Annotated in this window: 15 protein-coding genes, 40 tRNA genes and 3 rRNA genes; 6 read left to right on the top strand and 52 right to left on the bottom strand. The window is 41.6% G+C overall.

Annotated elements, in window-relative coordinates; all coding sequences use genetic code 11:
- The first annotated feature begins 35 nt into the window (after positions 1-35).
- Positions 36-953: a 1,4-dihydroxy-2-naphthoate polyprenyltransferase gene (locus CSE16_RS16550; RefSeq protein WP_099424941.1), complete on the top strand. Its 918-nt coding sequence runs from the start codon at positions 36-38 to the stop codon at positions 951-953.
- Between the two features lie 108 nt (positions 954-1,061).
- Here CSE16_RS16550 and CSE16_RS16555 read toward each other — a convergent pair whose 3' ends face one another.
- The 46 genes from CSE16_RS16555 to CSE16_RS16780 all read right to left on the bottom strand — a co-directional run bounded on the left by CSE16_RS16555 (position 1,062) and on the right by CSE16_RS16780 (position 13,616).
- Positions 1,062-1,400, bottom strand: coding sequence for a TraR/DksA family transcriptional regulator (locus CSE16_RS16555; RefSeq protein ID WP_099424942.1), 339 nt, complete (start codon positions 1,398-1,400; stop codon positions 1,062-1,064).
- 253 nt (positions 1,401-1,653) lie between these two features.
- Positions 1,654-2,406, bottom strand: a complete 753-nt coding sequence (locus CSE16_RS16560; protein WP_099424943.1) for a MerR family transcriptional regulator — start codon at positions 2,404-2,406, stop codon at positions 1,654-1,656.
- A 193-nt stretch (positions 2,407-2,599) separates the two neighbouring features.
- Positions 2,600-2,671 (bottom strand) — tRNA-Glu (locus CSE16_RS16565).
- A 9-nt stretch (positions 2,672-2,680) separates the two neighbouring features.
- Positions 2,681-2,771 (bottom strand) — tRNA-Ser (locus CSE16_RS16570).
- A gap of 12 nt (positions 2,772-2,783) precedes the next feature.
- A tRNA-Asn gene (locus CSE16_RS16575) sits at positions 2,784-2,858 on the bottom strand.
- Between the two features lie 18 nt (positions 2,859-2,876).
- Positions 2,877-2,953, bottom strand: a tRNA-Ile gene (locus tag CSE16_RS16580).
- Between the two features lie 6 nt (positions 2,954-2,959).
- Positions 2,960-3,033 (bottom strand) — tRNA-Gly (locus CSE16_RS16585).
- 4 nt (positions 3,034-3,037) lie between these two features.
- Positions 3,038-3,113, bottom strand: a tRNA-Phe gene (locus CSE16_RS16590).
- Positions 3,114-3,137: 24 nt separating this feature from the next.
- Positions 3,138-3,213: transfer RNA gene (locus tag CSE16_RS16595), tRNA-Asp, on the bottom strand.
- Positions 3,214-3,216: 3 nt separating this feature from the next.
- Positions 3,217-3,291: transfer RNA gene (locus CSE16_RS16600), tRNA-Met, on the bottom strand.
- A gap of 55 nt (positions 3,292-3,346) precedes the next feature.
- Positions 3,347-3,439 (bottom strand) — tRNA-Ser (locus CSE16_RS16605).
- A gap of 18 nt (positions 3,440-3,457) precedes the next feature.
- Positions 3,458-3,534 (bottom strand) — tRNA-Ile (locus CSE16_RS16610).
- 7 nt (positions 3,535-3,541) lie between these two features.
- Positions 3,542-3,615 (bottom strand) — tRNA-Met (locus tag CSE16_RS16615).
- 26 nt (positions 3,616-3,641) lie between these two features.
- A tRNA-Ala gene (locus CSE16_RS16620) sits at positions 3,642-3,717 on the bottom strand.
- 6 nt (positions 3,718-3,723) lie between these two features.
- A tRNA-Pro gene (locus tag CSE16_RS16625) sits at positions 3,724-3,800 on the bottom strand.
- 22 nt (positions 3,801-3,822) lie between these two features.
- A tRNA-Arg gene (locus CSE16_RS16630) sits at positions 3,823-3,899 on the bottom strand.
- 19 nt (positions 3,900-3,918) lie between these two features.
- Positions 3,919-4,007 (bottom strand) — tRNA-Leu (locus CSE16_RS16635).
- 5 nt (positions 4,008-4,012) lie between these two features.
- Positions 4,013-4,087 (bottom strand) — tRNA-Gly (locus tag CSE16_RS16640).
- 43 nt (positions 4,088-4,130) lie between these two features.
- Positions 4,131-4,215 (bottom strand) — tRNA-Leu (locus tag CSE16_RS16645).
- 18 nt (positions 4,216-4,233) lie between these two features.
- Positions 4,234-4,309, bottom strand: a tRNA-Lys gene (locus CSE16_RS16650).
- A 6-nt stretch (positions 4,310-4,315) separates the two neighbouring features.
- Positions 4,316-4,391, bottom strand: a tRNA-Thr gene (locus CSE16_RS16655).
- 9 nt (positions 4,392-4,400) lie between these two features.
- Positions 4,401-4,476: transfer RNA gene (locus CSE16_RS16660), tRNA-Val, on the bottom strand.
- A 1,094-nt stretch (positions 4,477-5,570) separates the two neighbouring features.
- A tRNA-Glu gene (locus CSE16_RS16665) sits at positions 5,571-5,642 on the bottom strand.
- 9 nt (positions 5,643-5,651) lie between these two features.
- Positions 5,652-5,742: transfer RNA gene (locus CSE16_RS16670), tRNA-Ser, on the bottom strand.
- 12 nt (positions 5,743-5,754) lie between these two features.
- Positions 5,755-5,829: transfer RNA gene (locus CSE16_RS16675), tRNA-Asn, on the bottom strand.
- Between the two features lie 18 nt (positions 5,830-5,847).
- Positions 5,848-5,924 (bottom strand) — tRNA-Ile (locus tag CSE16_RS16680).
- Between the two features lie 6 nt (positions 5,925-5,930).
- Positions 5,931-6,004, bottom strand: a tRNA-Gly gene (locus tag CSE16_RS16685).
- 4 nt (positions 6,005-6,008) lie between these two features.
- Positions 6,009-6,084 (bottom strand) — tRNA-Phe (locus CSE16_RS16690).
- 24 nt (positions 6,085-6,108) lie between these two features.
- Positions 6,109-6,184 (bottom strand) — tRNA-Asp (locus tag CSE16_RS16695).
- A 3-nt stretch (positions 6,185-6,187) separates the two neighbouring features.
- Positions 6,188-6,262, bottom strand: a tRNA-Met gene (locus CSE16_RS16700).
- A 55-nt stretch (positions 6,263-6,317) separates the two neighbouring features.
- Positions 6,318-6,410 (bottom strand) — tRNA-Ser (locus CSE16_RS16705).
- A gap of 18 nt (positions 6,411-6,428) precedes the next feature.
- A tRNA-Ile gene (locus CSE16_RS16710) sits at positions 6,429-6,505 on the bottom strand.
- A gap of 7 nt (positions 6,506-6,512) precedes the next feature.
- Positions 6,513-6,586 (bottom strand) — tRNA-Met (locus CSE16_RS16715).
- A 26-nt stretch (positions 6,587-6,612) separates the two neighbouring features.
- Positions 6,613-6,688, bottom strand: a tRNA-Ala gene (locus tag CSE16_RS16720).
- Between the two features lie 6 nt (positions 6,689-6,694).
- Positions 6,695-6,771 (bottom strand) — tRNA-Pro (locus CSE16_RS16725).
- A gap of 22 nt (positions 6,772-6,793) precedes the next feature.
- Positions 6,794-6,870 (bottom strand) — tRNA-Arg (locus CSE16_RS16730).
- Positions 6,871-6,889: 19 nt separating this feature from the next.
- A tRNA-Leu gene (locus CSE16_RS16735) sits at positions 6,890-6,978 on the bottom strand.
- A 5-nt stretch (positions 6,979-6,983) separates the two neighbouring features.
- A tRNA-Gly gene (locus CSE16_RS16740) sits at positions 6,984-7,058 on the bottom strand.
- Between the two features lie 43 nt (positions 7,059-7,101).
- Positions 7,102-7,186, bottom strand: a tRNA-Leu gene (locus CSE16_RS16745).
- 18 nt (positions 7,187-7,204) lie between these two features.
- Positions 7,205-7,280 (bottom strand) — tRNA-Lys (locus CSE16_RS16750).
- A 6-nt stretch (positions 7,281-7,286) separates the two neighbouring features.
- Positions 7,287-7,362: transfer RNA gene (locus CSE16_RS16755), tRNA-Thr, on the bottom strand.
- Between the two features lie 9 nt (positions 7,363-7,371).
- Positions 7,372-7,447 (bottom strand) — tRNA-Val (locus CSE16_RS16760).
- Positions 7,448-7,457: 10 nt separating this feature from the next.
- Positions 7,458-7,573 (bottom strand): 5S ribosomal RNA (rrf, locus tag CSE16_RS16765).
- A 123-nt stretch (positions 7,574-7,696) separates the two neighbouring features.
- Positions 7,697-10,623 (bottom strand): 23S ribosomal RNA (locus tag CSE16_RS16770).
- 210 nt (positions 10,624-10,833) lie between these two features.
- Positions 10,834-12,390, bottom strand: a 16S ribosomal RNA gene (locus CSE16_RS16775).
- The 16S, 23S and 5S rRNA genes sit together here with 20 tRNA genes alongside, the layout of an rRNA operon.
- Before the next feature lie 335 nt (positions 12,391-12,725).
- Positions 12,726-13,616, bottom strand: coding sequence for a DMT family transporter (locus CSE16_RS16780; protein ID WP_099424944.1), 891 nt, complete (start codon positions 13,614-13,616; stop codon positions 12,726-12,728).
- Between the two features lie 292 nt (positions 13,617-13,908).
- Between CSE16_RS16780 and CSE16_RS16785 the strand changes: the two genes are divergently transcribed.
- The gene (locus CSE16_RS16785) at positions 13,909-14,628 is read left to right on the top strand and encodes an MgtC/SapB family protein (protein WP_099424945.1); all 720 of its coding nucleotides are present in this window, start codon (positions 13,909-13,911) and stop codon (positions 14,626-14,628) included.
- A 15-nt stretch (positions 14,629-14,643) separates the two neighbouring features.
- Positions 14,644-15,633 carry a cation diffusion facilitator family transporter gene (locus CSE16_RS16790; protein WP_099424946.1) on the top strand — a complete coding sequence of 330 codons (990 nt, stop codon included), beginning with the start codon at positions 14,644-14,646 and terminating at the stop codon, positions 15,631-15,633.
- A gap of 69 nt (positions 15,634-15,702) precedes the next feature.
- On the opposite strand, the gene CSE16_RS16795 is transcribed toward CSE16_RS16790, so the two are convergent.
- From CSE16_RS16795 to CSE16_RS16810, 4 genes are all read right to left on the bottom strand, one after another.
- A complete protein-coding gene (locus CSE16_RS16795) occupies positions 15,703-16,866 on the bottom strand; it encodes an iron-containing alcohol dehydrogenase (protein WP_099424947.1) in 1,164 nt (387 codons plus the stop codon).
- Positions 16,867-17,028: 162 nt separating this feature from the next.
- Positions 17,029-18,273 (bottom strand): Glu/Leu/Phe/Val family dehydrogenase, encoded by a 1,245-nt coding sequence (locus tag CSE16_RS16800; protein WP_099424948.1) that lies wholly within the window; start codon positions 18,271-18,273, stop codon positions 17,029-17,031.
- 217 nt (positions 18,274-18,490) lie between these two features.
- Positions 18,491-18,865 (bottom strand): S1 domain-containing post-transcriptional regulator GSP13, encoded by a 375-nt coding sequence (gene yugI, locus CSE16_RS16805; RefSeq protein ID WP_099424949.1) that lies wholly within the window; start codon positions 18,863-18,865, stop codon positions 18,491-18,493.
- A 324-nt stretch (positions 18,866-19,189) separates the two neighbouring features.
- Positions 19,190-19,450 (bottom strand): DUF1871 family protein, encoded by a 261-nt coding sequence (locus tag CSE16_RS16810; RefSeq protein ID WP_099424950.1) that lies wholly within the window; start codon positions 19,448-19,450, stop codon positions 19,190-19,192.
- 80 nt (positions 19,451-19,530) lie between these two features.
- On the opposite strand from CSE16_RS16810, the gene CSE16_RS16815 reads away from it, so the two are divergent.
- The gene (locus CSE16_RS16815) at positions 19,531-20,697 is read left to right on the top strand and encodes a MalY/PatB family protein (protein WP_099424951.1); all 1,167 of its coding nucleotides are present in this window, start codon (positions 19,531-19,533) and stop codon (positions 20,695-20,697) included.
- A gap of 95 nt (positions 20,698-20,792) precedes the next feature.
- Here the strand turns inward: CSE16_RS16815 and CSE16_RS16820 are convergent, their stop codons facing one another.
- Positions 20,793-21,035, bottom strand: coding sequence for a hypothetical protein (locus CSE16_RS16820; RefSeq protein WP_099424952.1), 243 nt, complete (start codon positions 21,033-21,035; stop codon positions 20,793-20,795).
- Between the two features lie 21 nt (positions 21,036-21,056).
- Positions 21,057-21,644 (bottom strand): peptidylprolyl isomerase, encoded by a 588-nt coding sequence (locus tag CSE16_RS16825; protein WP_099424953.1) that lies wholly within the window; start codon positions 21,642-21,644, stop codon positions 21,057-21,059.
- A 196-nt stretch (positions 21,645-21,840) separates the two neighbouring features.
- Here CSE16_RS16825 and CSE16_RS16830 point away from each other — a divergent pair, with 196 nt between their 5' ends.
- Together CSE16_RS16830 and CSE16_RS16835 are read left to right on the top strand one after the other, a co-directional pair.
- Positions 21,841-23,070 carry an MFS transporter gene (locus tag CSE16_RS16830; RefSeq protein WP_099424954.1) on the top strand — a complete coding sequence of 410 codons (1,230 nt, stop codon included), beginning with the start codon at positions 21,841-21,843 and terminating at the stop codon, positions 23,068-23,070.
- Between the two features lie 121 nt (positions 23,071-23,191).
- A complete protein-coding gene (locus CSE16_RS16835) occupies positions 23,192-25,042 on the top strand; it encodes a transglycosylase domain-containing protein (protein ID WP_099424955.1) in 1,851 nt (616 codons plus the stop codon).
- The last annotated feature ends 33 nt before the right edge of the window (positions 25,043-25,075 follow it).

Genomic DNA, 25,075 nt, shown 5'->3' on the forward strand with positions numbered 1-25,075 from the left:
TGTAGATATTGTTTATTTAAGGAGCGTAATACTTTATGACAAAAGTCATTGAAGCGGATACAAACTTTAAAGTATGGTGGCATTTAACACGTCCTCATACATTAACAGCTTCTTTTGTACCCGTATTTTTAGGAACAGCCATTGCTTTAGCTGTAGAAAATCAAGTAATTAATTATTTACTCTTTTTTGCGATGCTTATAGCAAGTATGTTAATACAATCAGCAACGAATATGTTTAACGAATATTATGATTTTAAACTCGGGCTTGATAACGAAGATTCTGTTGGAATTGGTGGAACAATCGTCCGTCACGGGGTTGCCCCTAAAACGATCATGATGATTGCACTAAGCTTTTACGGCATCGCCATTCTATTAGGTATTTATATTTGTGCAGTTTCCTCTTGGTGGCTTGTCTCAGTCGGTTTAGTCTGTATGCTGATCGGTTTTTTATATACAGGCGGGCCATATCCAATTGCCTACTCACCATTTGGAGAACTTGTATCAGGTGCTGTTATGGGAATGGGCATTGTGTTAATCGCATTTTTCATCCAAACAAAAACGGTTACAATCGATGCGGTACTCATTTCCGTACCAAGTATGATTTTAGTTGGTGCGATTATGCTCTCTAATAATATTCGAGATATTGTTGGAGATACCGAGGGCGGTCGTAAAACAATGGCGATTTTAGTCGGTCGTCATCACGCGATTACTATTTTAGCTTTATTCTTTATCGTTTCGTATTTGTGGATTATTGGTTTAGTCATTTTCAATGGGTTAACGTCATGGTCTTTACTTGTACTATTAAGTATTAAAAAACCAATCGATGCGGTTCAATTATTCCGTGCGAAAGAGCTGCCACTAGAAGTAATGCCTGCAATGAAATATACCGCACAAACGAATACTTTTTTCGGCTTCCTACTTGGCATCGGCATTATTATTTCTTACCTCCTGTAATGGACATAGTAATATTACAATTTGATGTCCTACACTTTTTACATTAAAAAATCCAACCATTTGTGCAAATTTTGCACGAATGGCTGGATTTTTTTATAGCGAACATTGTTATACATCATCGGAATGTTCGACACATGTGAGAGCTGTTGGAACCACTTCTAATCGTTCATATGGAATTTCCTTATGACACTCGATACATTGACCATAAGTCCCTTCCTTTATTGCTTTTAAAGCGAGTTGTATTTTTTCAATTTCTTCTTCTTTAAAATCGTCCATCGCAATTTCTGTCGTTACCGTTGTTAAATCTGTTGCAGCATCTGCCGGGTGCGTTTCTACCGATGACAGCTCCGAATTTTCCGCAGTTGGTACCTCATGAATATGCGATTGTAAATTCATTAATTCATCCGTTAACTGTTTTTTTAATTGATTTAGTTTATTTGCATCCATTTTTAGTCCCCCTAATCCCTATATTTATTTCCTATATTTTTGATTTTAAACATAGCTAGGGAATTAGAAATTTAACTTGTTTCATCATTCGTTACCTACTTCTATAAGTAGGTGATGAATTCCAAAAATGCATTTTTTTAAGTGAGGGTTCAAACCCCGGCGGATGTCACAGATTTTTAGGAGAGTTTTTCGAGCGAGCTCGAAAAAAATCTGAACACGAGTTAGCTTAGGCGTAATTGATGCGTAAGCATAATTACTTCACATATTCCATAATCGCATCATGTAAAAATTGCGTTGCGCCCTTACCAACACGCTCGTCATAATATGCAGTAAAGCGCTCGTCATGTAAATACATTTGCGCTAAGCCTGCATGAGCTTGCGGTGTATATTTTGCCCAATAAAAGCTTAGCCAACGTTTATGCAATTCCGCTGCCTCCATCGCCACTTCAGCGCTTGCATCCCCACTCACCATTGCTTCCTTTAAGCGCTCAAATAACATTTGCTCCAGTTGATTGACAGACTTGTATTGGTCCTCTGTCATATTTTTTAGCTTTCCATAGCTTGCCAAAATTTGCTCTTCCCCGTATTTTTCTCGGACTTCTTCACCATATTGCTTGTCATTGTCTTCAATCATCTTATTTTTAAACGCCTCAAACTTTTGTTCGTTTGTCATCATTTTTTCCCCTTCCATTACTTGAATCGTATTTTTTATTGTTTTAATAAGCCCATCTAAATAACTTCGTTTTCGTTCTAGCAATTCATGTTGATTCCTAAGTGCCTCATTCACATTGAATTCCGGGGCATCTAAAAATTTTTTAATTTCTTCTAATTTAAAATCAAGCTCTCGATAAAATAAAATTTGTTGCAGTCGGTCAATATCGGCATCACTATAATGCCGATAACCATTTTCCCCGATTTCAGAAGGAATCAATAACCCAATTTCATCATAGTACCGGAGCGCCCGTTTACTCACCCCAGACAGTTTTGCTAATTCATTAATAAGCATTCCATCACCTCTATGTTTTACTATAAAGGATAACGTAACGGTAAGGTCAATGGTAAAGGAAATTTTTTTTGTAGGAATTGGACAATTATTCCCTGATCACTAATATTGAATCTTTCTACTGAAATAAAAAATTGGATGATAAAAAGCGCTGCATACGTTTTATACGTATGCAGCGCTTTTCTACATTTTATGATGACCCGTACGGGATTCGAACCCGTGTTACCGCCGTGAAAGGGCGGTGTCTTAACCGCTTGACCAACGGGCCTACATTCTATGGCGGAGAAGGAGGGATTCGAACCCTCGCACCGCTTACGCGATCTACACCCTTAGCAGGGGCGCCCCTTGAGCCACTTGGGTACTTCCCCATAGAATAAAAATGGCTCCGAAGGTAGGACTCGAACCTACGACCAACCGGTTAACAGCCGGTTGCTCTACCACTGAGCTACTTCGGAATAATTATGATGTTTTAATGGTGGGCCTAAATGGACTCGAACCATCGACCTCACGCTTATCAGGCGTGCGCTCTAACCAGCTGAGCTATAGGCCCTTAAAATGGAGCGGGTGATGAGAATCGAACTCACGACATCAGCTTGGAAGGCTGAGGTTTTACCATTAAACTACACCCGCATTATGGTGGGTCAGGACGGAATCGAACCGCCGACACTTAGAGCTTCAATCTAATGCTCTACCAACTGAGCTACTGACCCATAATACTCTTCCATAAATATAAATGGCGGTCCCGACCGGGATCGAACCGGCGATCTCCTGCGTGACAGGCAGGCATGTTAACCGCTACACCACGGGACCATTTGGTTGCGGGGACAGGACTTGAACCTGTGACCTTCGGGTTATGAGCCCGACGAGCTACCACTGCTCCACCCCGCGACAATATTACTTTATTCTATTCTTTATCCTATTGAACACCATTACTTTTAAAAAATGGAGGAGGTAGAGGGATTCGAACCCCCGCGCGGTGTTACCCGCCTGTCGGTTTTCAAGACCGATCCCTTCAGCCGAACTTGGGTATACCTCCATGAATCATTCAATTTACTGGTGGACCTTACAGGACTCGAACCTGTGACCGGACGGTTATGAGCCGTCTGCTCTAACCAACTGAGCTAAAGGTCCTTTAAGATGGCGGCGGAGGGAGTCGAACCCACGACCTTTCGGGTATGAACCGAATGCTCTAGCCAGCTGAGCTACACCGCCAGGATCTTTATATGGTTAAAATTGTTTGGTGGAGCCTAGCGGGATCGAACCGCTGACCTCCTGCGTGCAAGGCAGGCGCTCTCCCAGCTGAGCTAAGGCCCCATGAAATGGTCGGAATGACAGGATTCGAACCTACGACCCCTTGGTCCCAAACCAAGTGCTCTACCAAGCTGAGCTACATTCCGAAAAATATCATTAAAATTTATATGGCGCGCCCGGCAGGAGTCGAACCCACAACCTTCTGATCCGTAGTCAGACGCTCTATCCAATTGAGCTACGGGCGCATATTTATTTAAAAGAAAATGGTGCCGAGGGCCGGAATCGAACCGGCACGGTGATCACTCACCGCAGGATTTTAAGTCCTGTGCGTCTGCCAGTTCCGCCACCCCGGCATATTTGGAGCGGAAGACGAGGTTCGAACTCGCGACCCCCACCTTGGCAAGGTGGTGTTCTACCACTGAACTACTTCCGCATATGCTTAAGAATTTTTTATTCTGACAATGTATTTAATTTAATGGTGCGGGTGAAGGGAGTCGAACCCCCACGCCTTGCGGCGCTAGATCCTAAGTCTAGTGCGTCTGCCAGTTCCGCCACACCCGCAGCAGACATATATAAAACTGGTGAGCCATGAAGGACTCGAACCTTCGACCCTCTGATTAAAAGTCAGATGCTCTACCGACTGAGCTAATGGCTCTCTAAATGGTGCCGGCGAAAGGAGTCGAACCCTCGACCTACTGATTACAAGTCAGTTGCTCTACCAACTGAGCTACACCGGCATTTAGAAATGGTGGAGGATGACGGGCTCGAACCGCCGACCCTCTGCTTGTAAGGCAGATGCTCTCCCAGCTGAGCTAATCCTCCATGGGATATTAAGAACTGATTCCTTAGAACTTCAAAACCTAATTGTTAAGGACAAGATTTATAATATCAAGATTTTGAGTGAAATGCAATAGTTTTTTATAACTTTTTTTAAAAATATTATTATTTTTTTAAAAGTTGATATTTGCTAGTTAAACTTGTTAATTAGAAAAATTTAAAAGGCATAACGAAAGTTTAATACGATTACAATTATTTATCAACTACTATTTCCAAATATTTCACTTAACAATCCATTATGATTCAAAATATAAGTAATTGTTTATAAAATCGTGTTTATTTTTCGACCATAATCCCCCTATTTATACACTTAATGAAAACCAGCTTCGCCACTTATCGTTAATTTTAAGAGCTAACTGTCTTATTCCAAGAGTCTTTGTTTGATCGTTTATCTAAGGGATTTTGATATAGAATCATAATAAATTGCCTTCGTTTGGTTATCGCATTCTTTTTGTAGCATGAATAGCATTGCTGCACAAATAAATGGTCAGATCATTATTCATATTCATACATCAATTCGCTTGATATAGAAGCTCTATCAACATGATTTCGGCTAATTAAGCCCAGTAGAGAACCTCACTTACTTTCGATCTATAAAAGATATAGAAAATTAATCGAGAGTGAATTGTTGGCAATGAAATGACGACACAACAGTTAGAAAGATGATTATTGAAGTAGCCTGTTCTTCATTCAATTGATATCACCTAAGATAAAAAATGGCGTTCGTCACAATTTTCCTATCTCAATCACAATACATCGAGATTGAGATAGGAAAAATATTAGGGAAGGAATAATAGATGGTCCCAAAAGAGATGAAAAATACTGTTGTAAAAGTGGTTCAATGTTATTCAAATGATACTGATATTGATACTTAGGATTTTGAGAAAGATGAACTTGTATTTCTAAAAACATTGATTTCAAATAATGTACAGAGGTTATTAAATTAGTGAGGGAACCCACTTAATACTTGAGTCCCCTCGTACTTATTTTAAAAATCAACATTATTATTTAATATAGCTAATTAATAAAAAGCACTGCATACGTTTTATACGTATGCAGCGCTTTTTTACATTTTATGATGACCCGTACGGGATTCGAACCCGTGTTACCGCCGTGAAAGGGCGGTGTCTTAACCGCTTGACCAACGGGCCTACATTCTATGGCGGAGAAGGAGGGATTCGAACCCTCGCACCGCTTACGCGATCTACACCCTTAGCAGGGGCGCCCCTTGAGCCACTTGGGTACTTCCCCATAGAATAAAAATGGCTCCGAAGGTAGGACTCGAACCTACGACCAACCGGTTAACAGCCGGTTGCTCTACCACTGAGCTACTTCGGAATAATTATGATGTTTTAATGGTGGGCCTAAATGGACTCGAACCATCGACCTCACGCTTATCAGGCGTGCGCTCTAACCAGCTGAGCTATAGGCCCTTAAAATGGAGCGGGTGATGAGAATCGAACTCACGACATCAGCTTGGAAGGCTGAGGTTTTACCATTAAACTACACCCGCATTATGGTGGGTCAGGACGGAATCGAACCGCCGACACTTAGAGCTTCAATCTAATGCTCTACCAACTGAGCTACTGACCCATAATACTCTTCCATAAATATAAATGGCGGTCCCGACCGGGATCGAACCGGCGATCTCCTGCGTGACAGGCAGGCATGTTAACCGCTACACCACGGGACCATTTGGTTGCGGGGACAGGACTTGAACCTGTGACCTTCGGGTTATGAGCCCGACGAGCTACCACTGCTCCACCCCGCGACAATATTACTTTATTCTATTCTTTATCCTATTGAACACCATTACTTTTAAAAAATGGAGGAGGTAGAGGGATTCGAACCCCCGCGCGGTGTTACCCGCCTGTCGGTTTTCAAGACCGATCCCTTCAGCCGAACTTGGGTATACCTCCATGAATCATTCAATTTACTGGTGGACCTTACAGGACTCGAACCTGTGACCGGACGGTTATGAGCCGTCTGCTCTAACCAACTGAGCTAAAGGTCCTTTAAGATGGCGGCGGAGGGAGTCGAACCCACGACCTTTCGGGTATGAACCGAATGCTCTAGCCAGCTGAGCTACACCGCCAGGATCTTTATATGGTTAAAATTGTTTGGTGGAGCCTAGCGGGATCGAACCGCTGACCTCCTGCGTGCAAGGCAGGCGCTCTCCCAGCTGAGCTAAGGCCCCATGAAATGGTCGGAATGACAGGATTCGAACCTACGACCCCTTGGTCCCAAACCAAGTGCTCTACCAAGCTGAGCTACATTCCGAAAAATATCATTAAAATTTATATGGCGCGCCCGGCAGGAGTCGAACCCACAACCTTCTGATCCGTAGTCAGACGCTCTATCCAATTGAGCTACGGGCGCATATTTATTTAAAAGAAAATGGTGCCGAGGGCCGGAATCGAACCGGCACGGTGATCACTCACCGCAGGATTTTAAGTCCTGTGCGTCTGCCAGTTCCGCCACCCCGGCATATTTGGAGCGGAAGACGAGGTTCGAACTCGCGACCCCCACCTTGGCAAGGTGGTGTTCTACCACTGAACTACTTCCGCATATGCTTAAGAATTTTTTATTCTGACAATGTATTTAATTTAATGGTGCGGGTGAAGGGAGTCGAACCCCCACGCCTTGCGGCGCTAGATCCTAAGTCTAGTGCGTCTGCCAGTTCCGCCACACCCGCAGCAGACATATATAAAACTGGTGAGCCATGAAGGACTCGAACCTTCGACCCTCTGATTAAAAGTCAGATGCTCTACCGACTGAGCTAATGGCTCTCTAAATGGTGCCGGCGAAAGGAGTCGAACCCTCGACCTACTGATTACAAGTCAGTTGCTCTACCAACTGAGCTACACCGGCATTTAGAAATGGTGGAGGATGACGGGCTCGAACCGCCGACCCTCTGCTTGTAAGGCAGATGCTCTCCCAGCTGAGCTAATCCTCCTGGGTAATATGCCTAGCGATGTCCTACTCTCACAGGGGGAAGCCCCCAACTACCATCGGCGCTAAAGAGCTTAACTTCCGTGTTCGGTATGGGAACGGGTGTGACCTCTTTGCCATCATCACTAGACAATTTAAAAGACAAGATTTATTATATCGTATTTACTAATAAAAATCAATACTTTATTGGTAAAAAATAAATTTTATTCTTTCAAAACTGGATAAACGTTTCATTGAAAATGTGCAATAAATTGTGGTTAAGTCCTCGACCGATTAGTATTCGTCAGCTCCATATGTCGCCACACTTCCACCTCGAACCTATCTACCTGATCGTCTTTCAGGGGTCTTACTTACTTGCGTAATGGGAAATCTCATCTTGAGGGGGGCTTCATGCTTAGATGCTTTCAGCACTTATCCCGTCCACACATAGCTACCCAGCGATGCCTTTGGCAAGACAACTGGTACACCAGCGGTGTGTCCATCCCGGTCCTCTCGTACTAAGGACAGCTCCTCTCAAATTTCCTACGCCCACGACGGATAGGGACCGAACTGTCTCACGACGTTCTGAACCCAGCTCGCGTACCGCTTTAATGGGCGAACAGCCCAACCCTTGGGACCGACTACAGCCCCAGGATGCGATGAGCCGACATCGAGGTGCCAAACCTCCCCGTCGATGTGGACTCTTGGGGGAGATAAGCCTGTTATCCCCGGGGTAGCTTTTATCCGTTGAGCGATGGCCCTTCCATGCGGAACCACCGGATCACTAAGCCCGTCTTTCGACCCTGCTCGACTTGTAGGTCTCGCAGTCAAGCTCCCTTATGCCTTTACACTCTACGAATGATTTCCAACCATTCTGAGGGAACCTTTGGGCGCCTCCGTTACTCTTTAGGAGGCGACCGCCCCAGTCAAACTGTCCGCCTGACACTGTCTCCTACCCCGTTAAGGGGCATGGGTTAGAAGTTCAATACAACCAGGGTAGTATCCCACTGACGCCTCCTTCGAAGCTGGCGCTCCGAGATCTCTGGCTCCTACCTATCCTGTACAAGTTGTACCAAAATTCAATATCAGGCTACAGTAAAGCTCCACGGGGTCTTTCCGTCCTGTCGCGGGTAACCTGCATCTTCACAGGTACTATAATTTCACCGAGTCTCTCGTTGAGACAGTGCCCAGATCGTTACGCCTTTCGTGCGGGTCGGAACTTACCCGACAAGGAATTTCGCTACCTTAGGACCGTTATAGTTACGGCCGCCGTTTACTGGGGCTTCAATTCGTAGCTTCGCTTGCGCTAACCACTCCTCTTAACCTTCCAGCACCGGGCAGGCGTCAGCCCCTATACTTCACCTTACGGTTTTGCAGAGACCTGTGTTTTTGCTAAACAGTCGCCTGGGCCTATTCACTGCGGCTCTCGTGCGCTTGCACGCTCAAGAGCACCCCTTCTCCCGAAGTTACGGGGTCATTTTGCCGAGTTCCTTAACGAGAGTTCTCTCGCACACCTTAGGATTCTCTCCTCGACTACCTGTGTCGGTTTGCGGTACGGGCACCTCTCACCTCGATAGAGGCTTTTCTTGGCAGTGTGAAATCAGGAACTTCGTCCATACGGACTCGTCATCACAGCTCAACGTATTAGTGTGCGGATTTGCCTACACACACGCCTTACTGCTTGAACAGAGACAACCAACGCTCTGCTTACCCTATCCTACTGCGTCCCCCCATTTCTCAAACGGTGAGGAGGTGGTACAGGAATATCAACCTGTTGTCCATCGCCTACGCCTATCGGCCTCGGCTTAGGTCCCGACTAACCCTGAGCGGACGAGCCTTCCTCAGGAAACCTTAGTCATACGGTGGACGGGATTCTCACCCGTCTTTCGCTACTCATACCGGCATTCTCACTTCTAAGCGCTCCACCAGTCCTTCCGGTCTGACTTCAACGCCCTTAGAACGCTCTCCTACCACGCATCCATACGGATGCATCCACAGCTTCGGTGAATCGTTTAGCCCCGATAAATTTTCGGCGCAGCGTCACTCGACCAGTGAGCTATTACGCACTCTTTAAATGGTGGCTGCTTCTAAGCCAACATCCTGGTTGTCTAAGCAACGCCACATCCTTTTCCACTTAACGATTACTTTGGGACCTTAGCTGGTGGTCTGGGCTGTTTCCCTCTTGACTACGGATCTTATCACTCGCAGTCTGACTCCCGTGTATAAATATCTGGCATTCGGAGTTTGTCTGAATTCGGTAAAGCGAGATGCCCCCCTAGTCCAAACAGTGCTCTACCTCCAGTATTCTCAATCACGAGGCTAGCCCTAAAGCTATTTCGGAGAGAACCAGCTATCTCCAGGTTCGATTGGAATTTCTCCGCTACCCACACCTCATCCCCGCACTTTTCAACGTGCGTGGGTTCGGGCCTCCAGTAAGTGTTACCTCACCTTCACCCTGGACATGGGTAGATCACCTGGTTTCGGGTCTACGACCACGTACTAATTCGCCCTATTCAGACTCGCTTTCGCTGCGGCTCCGTCTCATCAACTTAACCTCGCACGTAATCGTAACTCGCCGGTTCATTCTACAAAAGGCACGCTATCACCCATTAACGGGCTCTAACTACTTGTAGGCACACGGTTTCAGGATCTATTTCACTCCCCTTCCGGGGTGCTTTTCACCTTTCCCTCACGGTACTGGTTCACTATCGGTCACTAGGTAGTATTTAGCCTTGGGAGATGGTCCTCCCAGATTCCGACGGAATTTCACGTGTTCCGCCGTACTCAGGATACATTCAAGAGGGAATGAGGTTTCACTTACAGGGCTTTTACCTTCTATGGCGGGCCTTTCCAAGCCGCTTCAACTATCTCATTCTTTTGTAACTCCGTATAGAATGTCCTACAACCCCAAAGAGCAAGCTCTTTGGTTTGGGCTCTTCCCGTTTCGCTCGCCGCTACTCAGGGAATCGAATTTTCTTTCTGTTCCTGCAGGTACTTAGATGTTTCAGTTCCCTGCGTCTGTCCTCAACACGCTATGTATTCACGTGAAGATACTATGTGATTAAACATAGTGGGTTCCCCCATTCGGAAATCTCTGGATCAAAGCTTACTTACAGCTCCCCAAAGCATATCGGTGTTAGTGCCGTCCTTCTTCGACTCCTAGTGCCAAGGCATCCACCGTGCGCCCTTATTAACTTAACCAATAAGTTACACTTACTCAGATGAGTAAGATTTTAAAAGATTGCACGATCAATTTCTTGATCATTTGTTTGTTTATTGCTTTCAATGTCGTTTTATCCAGTTTTCAAAGAACAAGTTTTGAAGTATTTCATCATAAAGATGAACCTTCAAAACTGAACAGCAAACGTTAATGTTTCATTCCATAAGGAATGATTCCGAATATATCCTTAGAAAGGAGGTGATCCAGCCGCACCTTCCGATACGGCTACCTTGTTACGACTTCACCCCAATCATCTATCCCACCTTCGGCGGCTGGCTCCATAAAGGTTACCCCACCGACTTCGGGTGTTACAAACTCTCGTGGTGTGACGGGCGGTGTGTACAAGGCCCGGGAACGTATTCACCGCGGCATGCTGATCCGCGATTACTAGCGATTCCGGCTTCATGTAGGCGAGTTGCAGCCTACAATCCGAACTGAGAACGGTTTTATCGGATTAGCTCCCCCTCGCGGGTTGGCAACCGTTTGTACCGTCCATTGTAGCACGTGTGTAGCCCAGGTCATAAGGGGCATGATGATTTGACGTCATCCCCACCTTCCTCCGGTTTGTCACCGGCAGTCTCCTTAGAGTGCCCAACTAAATGATGGCAACTAAGAATAAGGGTTGCGCTCGTTGCGGGACTTAACCCAACATCTCACGACACGAGCTGACGACAACCATGCACCACCTGTCACCGTTGTCCCCGAAGGGAAAACTGTATCTCTACAGTGGTCAATGGGATGTCAAGACCTGGTAAGGTTCTTCGCGTTGCTTCGAATTAAACCACATGCTCCACCGCTTGTGCGGGCCCCCGTCAATTCCTTTGAGTTTCAGTCTTGCGACCGTACTCCCCAGGCGGAGTGCTTAATGCGTTAGCTGCAGCACTGAGGGGCGGAAACCCCCCAACACTTAGCACTCATCGTTTACGGCGTGGACTACCAGGGTATCTAATCCTGTTTGCTCCCCACGCTTTCGCGCCTCAGTGTCAGTTACAGACCAGATAGTCGCCTTCGCCACTGGTGTTCCTCCAAATCTCTACGCATTTCACCGCTACACTTGGAATTCCACTATCCTCTTCTGCACTCAAGTTTCCCAGTTTCCAATGACCCTCCACGGTTGAGCCGTGGGCTTTCACATCAGACTTAAGAAACCACCTGCGCGCGCTTTACGCCCAATAATTCCGGACAACGCTTGCCACCTACGTATTACCGCGGCTGCTGGCACGTAGTTAGCCGTGGCTTTCTAACAAGGTACCGTCAAGGTAGCGCCAGTTACTACGCTACTTGTTCTTCCCTTGCAACAGAGTTTTACGAACCGAAATCCTTCTTCACTCACGCGGCGTTGCTCCATCAGACTTTCGTCCATTGTGGAAGATTCCCTACTGCTGCCTCCCGTAGGAGTCTGGGCCGTGTCTCAGTCCCAGTGTGGCCGATCACCCTCTCAGGTCGGCTACGCATCGTTGCCTTGGTGAGCCGTTACCTCACCAACTAGCTAATGCGCCGCGGGCCCATCCTGTAGTGATAGCCGAAACCATCTTTTAACTTTCGAACATGAGCTCAAAAGTGTTATTCGGTATTAGCCCCGGTTTCCCGGAGTTATCCCAATCTACAGGGTAGGTTACCCACGTGTTACTCACCCGTCCGCCGCTAACTTTCAAAGGATGCAAGCATCCAATGAAAGTCCGCTCGACTTGCATGTATTAGGCACGCCGCCAGCGTTCGTCCTGAGCCAGGATCAAACTCTCCATAAAAGTTAGTTTGAAAGCTCATTTGCTTTGCTAGCGTATCAACATAAAGTTGATATCTATGTTTTGTTTAAGTTCATCACTTAAACGTTTAAATCATTAACGTTTGCTTGTTCAGTTTTCAAGGTTCATGTTGTTATGTTAGAAAAACAACTTCTTTATATTATCACCCTTACATTATCATGTCAATAACTTTTTTCAAAGCTTTTCGATACTGTTTTAGGGACTTAATTAATATAAAGCATAATCCATTTGGAGTCAATCATTATTTCGAAATAATTTTCCGAAGTGAATGTTCCTCTTAGGGACAAGTAATAATATATCCTAAGAGGAACATTAAATCAAGCTTTTTTTGAAAAGATTTTTTTAACATCAACTATAAATAGCATTATTCCAAAAAGCACAATGATTCCACCTAGTATTTGAGTGCCCGTTAAGTACTCATCAAATATAAAAATCGCTAATATTGCCGCTCCAATTGGTTCAAATAAAATAGCAATAGAAATAACATTTGTACTCACCCACTTTAAAGACCAATTAAATAAATTATGACCAAGCAAATTAGGGATAATCGCTAATAGTAAAAACCAAAACCAGTCTATTGCCGGATAAGGACCAAATGACTCGCCCTTTATCAATACATAAAAGAACAATGTAATCGTACTAATAGAATAAACAACCATTGTATATGTAATTAATGATAACCTTTGACGAACATCTTGACCAAATAACAAATACCCCGTGACAAGCGCACAAGCTATGAGCGCTAAAATGTCACCATATAGTGCATTGCCACTGATTTGAAAATCTCCCCAGCCAATTAATACACTCCCCGCAATTGCAATGGCACCCGCGGCAATTGTTTTAAGAGTGATTTTTTCTTTAAAAAATAGATAAGTCCCGACAAATGCGAATAATGGTTGCATCGTAACTAATACAGTGGAACTCGCAACCGAAGTATAGTTAAGCGATTCAAACCATAAAATAAAGTGGAACGCCAAAAAGATTCCTGCAATTGAAGAAAAAATCCAATCCCGTTTTGATAAGTGCTTAAGTTCATGCCGATACTTCATTAAAAATAATGGAAGCATAATTAAAATTGATAATAACATCCGGTAAAATGCAATGACGCCCGATTCCGCATTTGTTAGTTTTACAAATATGGCCGACAGCGCAACGGAAATTACACCAATAAATATCGGAATATATGGATTAATAGGCGGTTTGTTCATTATTATACCTTCACTCCTTCTTTTAATTCTTAATTTAAATGAATTCAATTTAGTATTTCTTCTTAATTACTATAAATGATTTAAAAGTTTATTCATTGGAGTTCACTAGAAAAAACATTGAATATGACCGATTATATTTCGATAAAAAAAATAAAATCACATCACTACATTTTACTTGCTCACAATAAATAAGACTAGAAAAAAATTATTGTCCGTCCCGTTCAATGGTTCGATTTTTCTTGCTTACTCCAAATTGCATTTTTGCACCTAGATTACAAAGGAGTTGAACTGATTGGAGTGGCTTGTGGTAGATGATTTTTCATTAGAAATTTTTTTCAGACTTTTAGTCGCAGCAACTTTAAGCTTAATTATAGGCATTGAAAGAGAACTAAAAAAGAAACCCGTTGGATTAAAAACAAGTTTAGTTATTGCGACATTTAGCTGTTTGTTAACAATTATCTCCATAGAAACTGCTTACACCACCCCCGCGAGAGATGACATTAATATAACAATGGATCCTTTACGACTAGCCGCTCAAATCGTTAGTGGTATTGGATTTTTAGGTGCAGGCGTTATTTTAAGAAAGGAAAATAATAGTATAACCGGTTTAACAACTGCCGCTATGATTTGGGGAGCTGCTGCCATTGGAATTGCTGTTGGTGCAGGTTTTTACATTCAAGCTTTCATGACCGTATTAATTGTTGTTTTAGGAATAGAGGTTTTAGCACCTTTATTGTTTAAAATCGGACCAAAACGGTTACGAATGAGGGAAGTCTCCCTAACCATCTTGGCAGAGCATGCTGTAAATATAAAAAATTTATTAGATTACATGCGACAAAATGATATGCACATTGAAAATCTTTGCATCCGTGATGTGGCGGATTCCGAAACCTCTTTACACGAAGTCGATGTACGCTTTTCAACAGTAAGGACTAATAATACTTTAGAGTTGTATAATCGATTACATGAACTTAGTTACGTAAAAAAAATTAAAATCGAATATTTAGATTAGCGGAGGAGTATACGAATGAAAGATCTAGTCAGTTTATTAAAGGGCGGAAATAAGCCATCCTTACTCGCAGCACTCGTCAATGCATTTTTAGGTACCCTTAAAGGTGTAGCCTTCTTTTTAACAGGAAATGTAGCCATGTTTGCCGAAATGATGCATTCATTTGGTGATGCAGCGAACCAATTTTTTGTTTTTATCGGTTCAGCCTTATCCAAAAAAGCACCTTCTCCTCGTTTCCCTAACGGCTATGGGCGCGTAGTGAATCTTGTGTGCCTTGGCGCGGTATTGATTGTTGCAATTTTATCTTATGAAACAATTAAAGAAGGCTTGCACCACTTTTTGCATCCCGCTACCGAATCGAGTGGTATGTATATTGCACTTAGCGTGTTAGCAATAGGGGCGTTTTTAGAGTTAATTGTTTTAAATAAAGCAGCGAAAGAAGTGCTCCATGAAGTTGGGGTGGAAGGTAAAGGTCTTGCAATTTTTCAATCTGTCCGCTATTTAAAACGTGCTAAACCTGCTACAAAATTAGTATGGATGGAAGATTTAGTTGCAACGGGTGGTAATGTTCTCGCAATTTTAGCGATTGTCATTGCTCATTTTACTGGATTTTATCGATTGGAAGGCTTAGTATCCATTATCATTGGATTAATGATGTTTTATGTTGTAGGTCGTGTATTCCTTGATAATGCACGTGGAGCGATTGGGGAAACGGATGAGGAAATGTTAGTTCACATTGGTAATCTGGTTATGCAAGATCCCAATGTGGCGGATATTGCTCGTCTCGAAGTGATTAAAGAGGGAGAATTTTTACATGTGGAACTCGTTGCAGAAACAGATTCAAAGTTATCATTAGCTTACTTAGATGATGTCAGAGACCACTTAACAGAATTATTATTAAATCAAAAAGGGGTTACAAAGGTGACAATGGCGTTCGATGAAGATGATGGTGAGCGCGCATGGACACATACAGCAACGATACCCGAGGGAAATAAAGGGAGAATTTAAGCCATCACTTTTTTCAATAAAAAATGAGACTAGACATTCCTAAAAGGAGTTCTAGTCTCTTTTCTTATTTTATAAAGACATCTCTAAAATCTTTCGTACATCTTCAGATTGCAGTTTATTAAAGTTACCGAATGGACCATTGACCATACAATGGTGGACCATATCATCAAAATGCGTTTCATCAATTTCGTAATCTGCTAATTTTTTCGGCGCTCCGATGGAAGTCCAAAATGCTGAAAGAGCTTCAATTCCCTCTATAGCAATTTGTTCATTGGATTTATCAGCTACTTCAATTCCGAAAACCTTCTCTGCTAGTCTTGCAAATTTTGCAGTGTTTACATGAACATTATGGCGCATCCAATTCGGGAAAAGAATTGCTAATCCACCTGCATGCGCAATATCATAATATGCAGAAACTGCGTGCTCGATATTATGTGTCGCCCAATCTCCGCGAGCTCCTAATGATAAATAGCCATTCAAACCTAATGTCGCCGCAAGCATCAATGTCTCTCTATACCCGTAATTTGTTGGATCTTCCAAAACTTTCGGGGTTACGTCAATAATTGTACGTAAAACCCCCTCGCTCATCTCATCCATTAGTGGCGTACTTGTTGCATTATTAAAATATTGCTCGAAAATATGTGTCATCGTATCAACAATGCCATTGATTGTTTGGTTCGTCGGTACTGTATACGTATAAGTAGGATCTAAAATCGAAAACTTAGGAAAAACAGCGGGACTTCCCCAGCTAAATTTTTCTTTCGTTGCTAAATTCGTAATGACGGAGCCTGAGTTCATTTCAGATGCTGTTGCTGCTAACGTAAGTACCGTAGCTAATGGCAATGCATCTTTCGGGAATACTTTCTTTGTTACAATATCCCACGCATCTTCCTCTATTTTAGCACCCGCTACGATTAATTTTGCACAATCAATTACAGAACCGCCACCTACCGCTAAAACAAGATCGATTTTTTGTTCTTTACAAATTTCAATTCCTTTACGCGCTGTTTCCACTCGAGGGTTTGGTTCCACTCCAGATAACTCGAAAATCTCCATTGAAAGCTCATTTAAGAGAGCCACGATGTTATCGTAAACACCATTTGATTTAATACTGCCCCCACCGTATACAAGCAAAATATTTTTACCGTATTGTGGTAACTCTTTTCGTAAGTTTTCGATACTCCCCTTACCAAAATGGATTTTTACCGGATTGTAAAATGAAAAAGCATTCATCCTTAGCCCTCCTCTAATTAAAAAACTACTTTTATATGTTCATTTTCTCACCATTCACATTAAATAGCTAATATTATTCCCCCTATTAGAAAGGCGCTTTTCAATTAAAAATAAAAACCTCACTCAGAAAATAACTAAGTGAGGTTTAATAATTAGGAGGATTTACACCCAACCACGGAAACGAGATGCTTCCGCTGTGCGACGTACGCCAACCATGTATGCTGCTAATCGCATGTTGATGTTACGATTTTGTGCTGTTGTATATACATTATCAAATGCTGTTACCATTTTTTTGTATAATTTTTCACGAACTTCTTCTTCTGTCCAGTAGTAACCTTGGTTGTTTTGTACCCATTCGAAATAAGATACTGTTACCCCACCAGCTGATGCTAATACGTCTGGCACTAAAAGAATCCCGCGCTCAGTTAAAATTTTTGTTGCTTCTGCAGTAGTTGGACCGTTCGCTGCTTCTACTACGATATTCGCTTTAATCTGATGTGCGTTGTCTGCTGTAATTTGATTTTCGATTGCAGCAGGTACTAAAATATCACAATCTAATTCAAGTAATTCTTTATTTGTAATTGTATTTTCAAATAACGTTGTAACTGTCCCAAATGAATCACGACGATCTAATAAATAGTCGATATCTAAACCATTCGGATCATGTAATGCCCCCTGCGCATCTGAAATACCGATAACCTTTGCACCTAAGTCACTCATGAACTTCGCTAAGAAACTACCTGCGTTTCCAAAACCTTGGATAACGATTCGTGCTCCTTTAATTTCGATATTACGTTTTTTTGCAGCTTCTTCAATAACAATTGTTACCCCTTCTGCTGTTGCACGGTCACGACCTTGTGAACCACCTAGCACAATCGGCTTACCTGTAATGAATCCAGGAGAGTTAAACTCGTCCATACGGCTATATTCATCCATCATCCATGCCATAATTTGAGCATTTGTAAATACGTCTGGTGCAGGAATGTCTTTTGTTGGACCTACGAATTGTTTAATCGCACGCACATACCCACGACTTAAGCGTTCAAGCTCGCCCATCGACATTTCACGTGGGTCACAAACAACTCCACCTTTACCACCGCCATATGGAAGATCGACGATGCCGCATTTCAACGTCATCCACATCGAAAGCGCTTTCACTTCTTCCTCAGAAACCATTGGATGGAAACGTACTCCACCCTTTGTAGGTCCGACTGCATCATTATGCTGCCCGCGGTAACCTGTAAATACTTTTGTAGTGCCATCATCCATTTTTACAGGAATACGAACTGAAAGCATGCGAATCGGTTCTTTTAATAATTCGTACATCGCTTCATCATAGCCCAGTTTATTTAATGCTTCATGAATTACTTCTTGAGTTGATGTGAACAGGTTTAAATTTTCAGCCATTGTTATTCGCCTCTTTAAAATTTAATGTTTTTGAGTCTTTCCGCCAACATTGTAACACACTTCTTTCCGACTTTGTTAGATTATTTGTCACATTTTGAACACTTTTATTATAATGTTGCTGAATTCACTAATAATTTGCTATTTTACTTTCAAATCAATAATATTTGTCAATTAAAAAAGACATCAATGCGCTTTCCATTGATGCCTTTTCAAACAGTTATTGACCAGATTGTTCGATCCAATCTTGTAATTTATCCTTTAGTAATTTAAAACCATCTGCGTCAAATTCATCGACACGATCTTGCAATGACTTTCGGGGTTGAATTTCTTTTTTACGATGGTGAGGCATGACCTGTAACTCGCGAATGGATAGACTAATTTTTCTTTGCTCCGCGTCGACTTCTAACACCTTCACCTCGATGTCATCACCAACTGCTAAGTGCTCTCCAACGTCTTTCACAAAACCATACGTTATTTCCGATATATGAACAAGTCCCTGCGTTTGTTCATCTAGCGAAACAAAAGCACCGTATGGTTGAATCCCTGTTACTGTACCGGTTAACACGTCACCCACTTCGATTTTTTTTGCCATACTTTGCTCCTACCTTCTCTTCATATATACGTAATTTTCATGTTAAATTATAACATATGAAAACAACCGGAACAAAGAATCGCATTGAACTAGCCATAATAGTTACCGAAAGAGCAAAAAAGCTACATTAAACCTTATGATTGATATACCAAAACAAAATTTACCAAACAATTCCTGTCCTTTTATATTTTGAAAGGCTTACCTCGTACAAAATTATTCGAGATACAACCACTACTTCAGCTGGGGTTTGAATCTCTACTGATATAAGGGAATATTCAACATTCATCCCATCACTTATAAAGTTAGTACTTCTGCTGCAGCAAGTTAAATAATACACTTTGCTTCAAATTTTACCGCAATTAACTTATATGCTATTGAGACACAGTTTTCAAACGGAATCCACTGCTCAAATGAGTGTTCATATACAGTTTGAATCACTTTCGCAAGCTCCGATGGATCGTCAATCCCTTGTAAGGCTGCCACGACATCGGCAGTTTCTGTATCATAGCTTTCAGCACCAAAGTTAAAGGGGTCCCACTCTTGTAATAATAGAACCGACTTTCGATTCATTTCTATATTTTCCATTTTCGCACACCCTACTACTCTTTTTAATAGTTAGTATGATAACATAAGTTTGAAAAGATCAAAAAGAAAAGAGGTTAATTATGTCGAGATTTAATGATTATCATGAACGTAGAAATTCAAGTTCCATTAAGTGGGATAATATGAGTGAAATTTATAATATTCCAGATACTTCTTCTATTTTACCAATGTGGATAGCGGATATGGATTTTCCTGCACCACCAGTACTAGCAGATGCTATCAATGAACGACTGAAACACCCTGTCTTTGGTTACACTTTTCCGAACGACGAAGTAAAAAAGGCCTTAACAAACTGGTACGAAACGCGTCACCAATGGACAATCGATCCTTCTACAATTCTTTTTCAACAAGGAGTCGTACCTGCGATTGCCACAATTATTGAAACTTTTACAGAGGTTGGAGATAAAATCGGGATGTCTACACCTGCTTATCCACCATTTTTCAATGTTCCGATTGCACAACAGCGTGAGATCGTGACAGCTGATTTAACGGAAAAAGATGGCGCTTATGCATTTGATTTTGGTGTACTGGAAGAACTATTCCAATCTGGCATAAAATTATATATTTTATGTAATCCTCATAATCCAGCGGGTATTGTATGGAGCCGCGAAGATTTGGAAAAGTTAGTCCAATTATGTATTCAATATGATGTTTATTTATTATCTGATGAAATTCACGCGGATATTTTAATTTCAAAAAATTATACACCTGCACTTTCTGTAAAAGGCGCGGATCAAGCGAAAATACTGGCTTGTATTGCTCCAACGAAAACCTTTAACATTGCAGGTATTCATGCAGCGATGATTGTCGCACCGAACAAGGATTTATATACAGCGCTCGATTTGAACGCCCAAGCACACGGGGTCCTTTCGCTTAATATTTTTGCATGCACAGCTGTAAAAGCTGTCTATACCGAAGGAGCACAATGGCTTGACGAACTTCTTTCTTATATAAAGGAAAATATGCAATATGTTTCCGATGAATTAAATGCAATAGACGGAATAAGTGTCGTAATTCCAGAAGCTACATATTTAATGTGGATTGACTACCGTGGAACTGGTTTATCTGAGCAGGATATCATGCAACGCTTATTAACGAAAGGGCGACTTGCATTAGATCCAGGTACAAAATACGGTGAAGCAGGTAGAGGGTTCTTACGTATTAATGTTGCTTGCCCATTCGAAACATTAAAAGATGGTATTGCACGATTTAAGCACGCATTACTATAAAACAAAGCTTGTACAGATAGTTGATTTTTACTGCCCGTTCATGCGGAATAACAGCAAAAGGCAGAAACGTGGTAAAACGTTTCTGCCTTTCTCTGTTATTTTTGAATTTCACTTACCATTTTTTCTTGTGCCATACGGTCATCTCGTTCTTGTAAAGCGCGTTTTTCTAAATGTTGCGCTTTTTCGGCTTGACGAGCTGCAATACGGCGAATCCAACGATACGTAGCAAATACGATAATCATTAAAATGGCAAATTCGATAGCGGCTGGTAGATAAAGTGACTTATCTTCTGGGAAGTATAAAAACCCTCCCGAGAAGTTTATTAAAAATTGATTCACTCGCTCACACGTCCTTTATTATTAGTCGATTACAGTGATTGATTCAATTTTAACATCTTCTTTAGGTTTATCGTGCATATTGCGGTCAACGTTCGTAATTTTGTCAACAATATCCATGCCTTCGACAACTTGGCCGAATACCGTGTGCTTACCATCTAACCATGGTGTACCACCGTTTTTCTTGTATAATTCTACTTCATCTTTACCCCATCCGCGAACTTCCATCTGCTTCAGCATAGAAACTTCTACTTGAGGTGCTTGGACAATAAAGAATTGAGAACCATTTGTACCAGGACCTGCATTGGCCATTGATAATGCGCCACGAATATTTAATAATTCTGGCACACACTCATCTTCAAATGTTCCACCCCAAATTGATTCGCCGCCCATACCAGTTCCTGTTGGATCGCCACCTTGAATCATGAATTTTGGAATAACACGGTGGAAAATAATTCCGTTGTAATAGCCTGATTTAGCATGTCCTAAAAAGTTCTCAACCGTTTTTGGTGCTTGTTCTGGGAATAATTTAATTTTGATTGCACCCATCGTTGTATTCATTTCGACTAATACTTCACCAGGATTTAGTTCTTTCGTTAATTGTGGTAACATTTTTGTCTCTCCTTTAATTTGAATAATTGTTGAATGGGTATACATAAGTAAACCTATAATTCCTTTATACCATGTTCCATTTTACCATAAATCTAACAACTTCCGCTAATAACTTGATAACCACTTTCTTCGAGTCCCGAAATAAGTTATAATTGAATGTAATTATTTAAATACTCACTGGAGGAATGTGATTCTATTGCAAAATATGAAAAGTAATTTCATTATCATTTTAATCGCCAACTTTATTGTTGCAGCTTCCGCGACGATGATCATGCCCTTCCTTTCTCTCTATATTGATACTTTAGGCCATTTTTCTGCAGACTATGTCCAAACATGGGCAGGGTTAATCTTTGCTGCTACATTCATTACAGCCCTTTTAATGTCACCAATTTGGGGACGAATTGCTGATAAATATGGCTATAAACCGATTATGATTATTAACTGTTTCGGAATTGCCATCAGTATATTTTTAATGGGCTATGTTCAAAACGTTGAGCAATTCTTCATTTTACGTTTAGGAATGGGCGTGGTAACAGGCTTTATCCCTACTTCTATGGCCTTCATAAGTAAACATACACCAAAAGAAATTGCCGGTAAAACGCTCGGCACCCTTCAAATGGGAAGTGTTGGTGGGACCCTTTTTGGTCCTGTAATCGGCGGGATGATGGCGGATGCTGTTGGCTTTAAATATACATTTACCATTACTGCGATTGCCATCACCATCGCGGCAATCATTATTATTTTCGGTATTCATGAACCGACAATTATTCGAAAAAAGAAAAGCTCGATTTATTCAAGAAAAAATGTTTTATGGGCAATTTTTCATCATCGCCTGATTCTAAATATTATGCTCGTAACAACGTTAATTCAAATTGGAAACTTTAGTATTCAGCCTTTACTGTCACTTTATGTATCCGAGCTGACTCCTTCCCAAGAAGTAGCCATGCTTGCAGGCATAACTTTTAGTGCAGCTGGCTTAGGGAATATTGCATTTGCACGCTTTTGGGGGAAATTAAGCGACCATCATGGGTATGAAAAGGTTCTATCCTTCCTACTTATCGTTTCAGTCCTATTTATTATTCCACAAGCTTTTGTAACCGCCTTATGGCAGTTAATCATTTTACGTTTCTTATTTGGGATTGTGGCTGGCGGATTAATTCCTATTACTACCGCATTAATCCGACGTGAAGCTCCGATTGAAGTGCAAGGTGAAATGATGGGGTACAACCAAAGTTTCCGTTTTTTAGGGAATATTTTAGGCCCCGTATTAGGTGGGCTTGTGGCAAGTGTTGGTGGGATTCATTCGGTTTTCTATACAACAGGGATGCTATTTGCCCTATCATTTATCGTCGTGTATTGGCTCCGGAAATTGCCTTCACAGCAGATGGATGACCTATTAAAAGAACATCAGCTCGCACAAAAATAAAGCGGGCTGATTTTTTTATACAAAAAAGTATCAACTTCAGTCTATATAAATAAAAATCCCCCTTAATTCACACATCCATTTATGTTACTCTTCTTTTAGTGATGTGTTTGGAGGAAGTTAAATGAAACAATTTTTTGGCTACTTACTTATCGTTTGTAGCATACCGATACTCCTGTTAATCGGAAGTGAAGTTTGGAAAGAAATCGCAAAAGCGAAGCAACACGGACAACTAATTGAACAGTCCATCGAATTACCAGAAGTTGTTTCTTCATCACCTATAACGCTTTTTGATGCAAATGGTCAAATTTTTAGCGAAGAATATACCGAATGGTCACAGCCTATGTCATTGAAAGATATGCCAGAGGTTGTTAAACAATTATTTTTACTTAGTGAAGACGAAAATTTCTTTACTCATATCGGCTTCGATGTAAGTGCCATCGCCCGCGCCTTCGTTGCTAATACGTCTGATCAATCAATTCAACAAGGCGGTAGTACAATTACACAGCAGCTTGTTCGTATGCGTTATTTAACAGAAGAAAAAACGTACGAACGGAAGCTGATGGAATTATTTTACGCGTATGAGCTTGAGAAACTTTATTCAAAAGAGCAAATTTTTGAAATGTATTTAAATGAAATGTATTTTAGCAACCAAGTTTACGGCATTGGTGCAGCAGCTACTTATTATTTTAATAAGCCTCTTATCAAGCTTTCACTAGCTGAAATTGCTTTTATTGCTGCAATTCCAAATAACCCGTCTTTATATGACCCGATTAAAAATTTTGACAATACAAAAAGACGGCAAGAACGGTTAATCGACAAGTTAACGGAGCATCAAATTATTTCTTCTGCTGAGGCACTTACACATAAAAATGAAGTGATTGAATTAGCCGTGAAAAACAAAATTCAACTTTACCCTAGCTATAGTACATACGTATTACAGGAGCTAAAATGGTTAATTGCTGAACAATCCGGCTATGCACAAAAAATAGCCCAAACAGAAGATAAAATGGAAAAGGAATATTTGCAGCTTGAGTTAAACAAGCTGGTAGATAATGCTGTAAATAGTGGGATTAATATTTACACAGCACTTCAGCCCGAAAAACAGGCGCAGGACGAAGCCGCTATTAATTCCATCCTAAACGTACCAGACTTACAGGCAAGTGCAACTGTGATTGATAATTCAACCCAAGAAATCGTTAGTATTTACGGGGGAAAGGATTATAAAAAATTTGATTTGCATCGCGCTTTCCAATCACCGAGACAACCTGGATCCGCCTTTAAGCCTTTAAGTGTTTATGCACCTTATTTTGAAACGACAAATGCATCTAAAAATTCAATTGTCAGTGGTGGTGCTTATTGTGTTGGCAATTTCTGTCCTGAAAACTACGGGAGAAGTATTTATGGTAATGTGACAATCTCAACTGCCTTTAAGCATAGTATTAATACGAGTGCGCTCCGTTTATTTGAAGTAATTGGAGTTGATACCGCCTTCCAATATATCGATCGTTTTCAGTTCAATTCCATCGTTAAAGAAGATCGGACATATGCGGCAGCTTTAGGCGGCTTATCTTATGGTGTGACAACGCTTGAAATGGCCGATGCGTATTCAAGCTTTGTGGACGGCTATTATTCTCCTGCCCACAGCATTCGAAAAGTGACCGACTTAAATGGCAATATACTTTACAGCTGGCCAAAAGAACGACAAGAAATTTGGTCTGCCCATACCGTCAATACGATGCGCGACATTTTAACCGACGTTGTAAAAAGTGGTACAGGTAAAGGCTTGTACAGCTCATCTGGCTATATCGGGGCCAAAACCGGAACAACGAATCAATTTAAGGATTATTGGGTGACAGGCTTAACAAATGATTACACAGCAGCTGTATGGATTGGGTACGACACCCCTCGCTCTATGGAAGCTATCGAAAAATCCAAAATTCATTTCTCTATTTTTAATGCGATAACAGATTAAAAAGGGGCGATCTCCTCGTTATGATGAGATCGC

The sequence above is a fragment of the Solibacillus sp. R5-41 genome (genome assembly GCF_002736105.1).
Classification (GTDB): Bacteria; Bacillota; Bacilli; order Bacillales_A; family Planococcaceae; genus Solibacillus.

What these genes read in the sequence shown, in the direction of transcription:
- CSE16_RS16550 (WP_099424941.1), top strand. Translation starts at nt 36, where the DNA reads ATGACAAAAGTCATTGAAGCGGATACAAACTTTAAAGTATGGTGGCAT.
- CSE16_RS16555 (WP_099424942.1), bottom strand. Translation starts at nt 1,400, where the DNA reads ATGGATGCAAATAAACTAAATCAATTAAAAAAACAGTTAACGGATGAA.
- CSE16_RS16560 (WP_099424943.1), bottom strand. Translation starts at nt 2,406, where the DNA reads ATGCTTATTAATGAATTAGCAAAACTGTCTGGGGTGAGTAAACGGGCG.
- CSE16_RS16780 (WP_099424944.1), bottom strand. Translation starts at nt 13,616, where the DNA reads ATGAACAAACCGCCTATTAATCCATATATTCCGATATTTATTGGTGTA.
- CSE16_RS16790 (WP_099424946.1), top strand. Translation starts at nt 14,644, where the DNA reads ATGAAAGATCTAGTCAGTTTATTAAAGGGCGGAAATAAGCCATCCTTA.
- CSE16_RS16795 (WP_099424947.1), bottom strand. Translation starts at nt 16,866, where the DNA reads ATGAATGCTTTTTCATTTTACAATCCGGTAAAAATCCATTTTGGTAAG.
- CSE16_RS16800 (WP_099424948.1), bottom strand. Translation starts at nt 18,273, where the DNA reads ATGGCTGAAAATTTAAACCTGTTCACATCAACTCAAGAAGTAATTCAT.
- yugI (WP_099424949.1), bottom strand. Translation starts at nt 18,865, where the DNA reads ATGGCAAAAAAAATCGAAGTGGGTGACGTGTTAACCGGTACAGTAACA.
- CSE16_RS16810 (WP_099424950.1), bottom strand. Translation starts at nt 19,450, where the DNA reads ATGGAAAATATAGAAATGAATCGAAAGTCGGTTCTATTATTACAAGAG.
- CSE16_RS16815 (WP_099424951.1), top strand. Translation starts at nt 19,531, where the DNA reads ATGTCGAGATTTAATGATTATCATGAACGTAGAAATTCAAGTTCCATT.
- CSE16_RS16825 (WP_099424953.1), bottom strand. Translation starts at nt 21,644, where the DNA reads ATGTTACCACAATTAACGAAAGAACTAAATCCTGGTGAAGTATTAGTC.
- CSE16_RS16835 (WP_099424955.1), top strand. Translation starts at nt 23,192, where the DNA reads ATGAAACAATTTTTTGGCTACTTACTTATCGTTTGTAGCATACCGATA.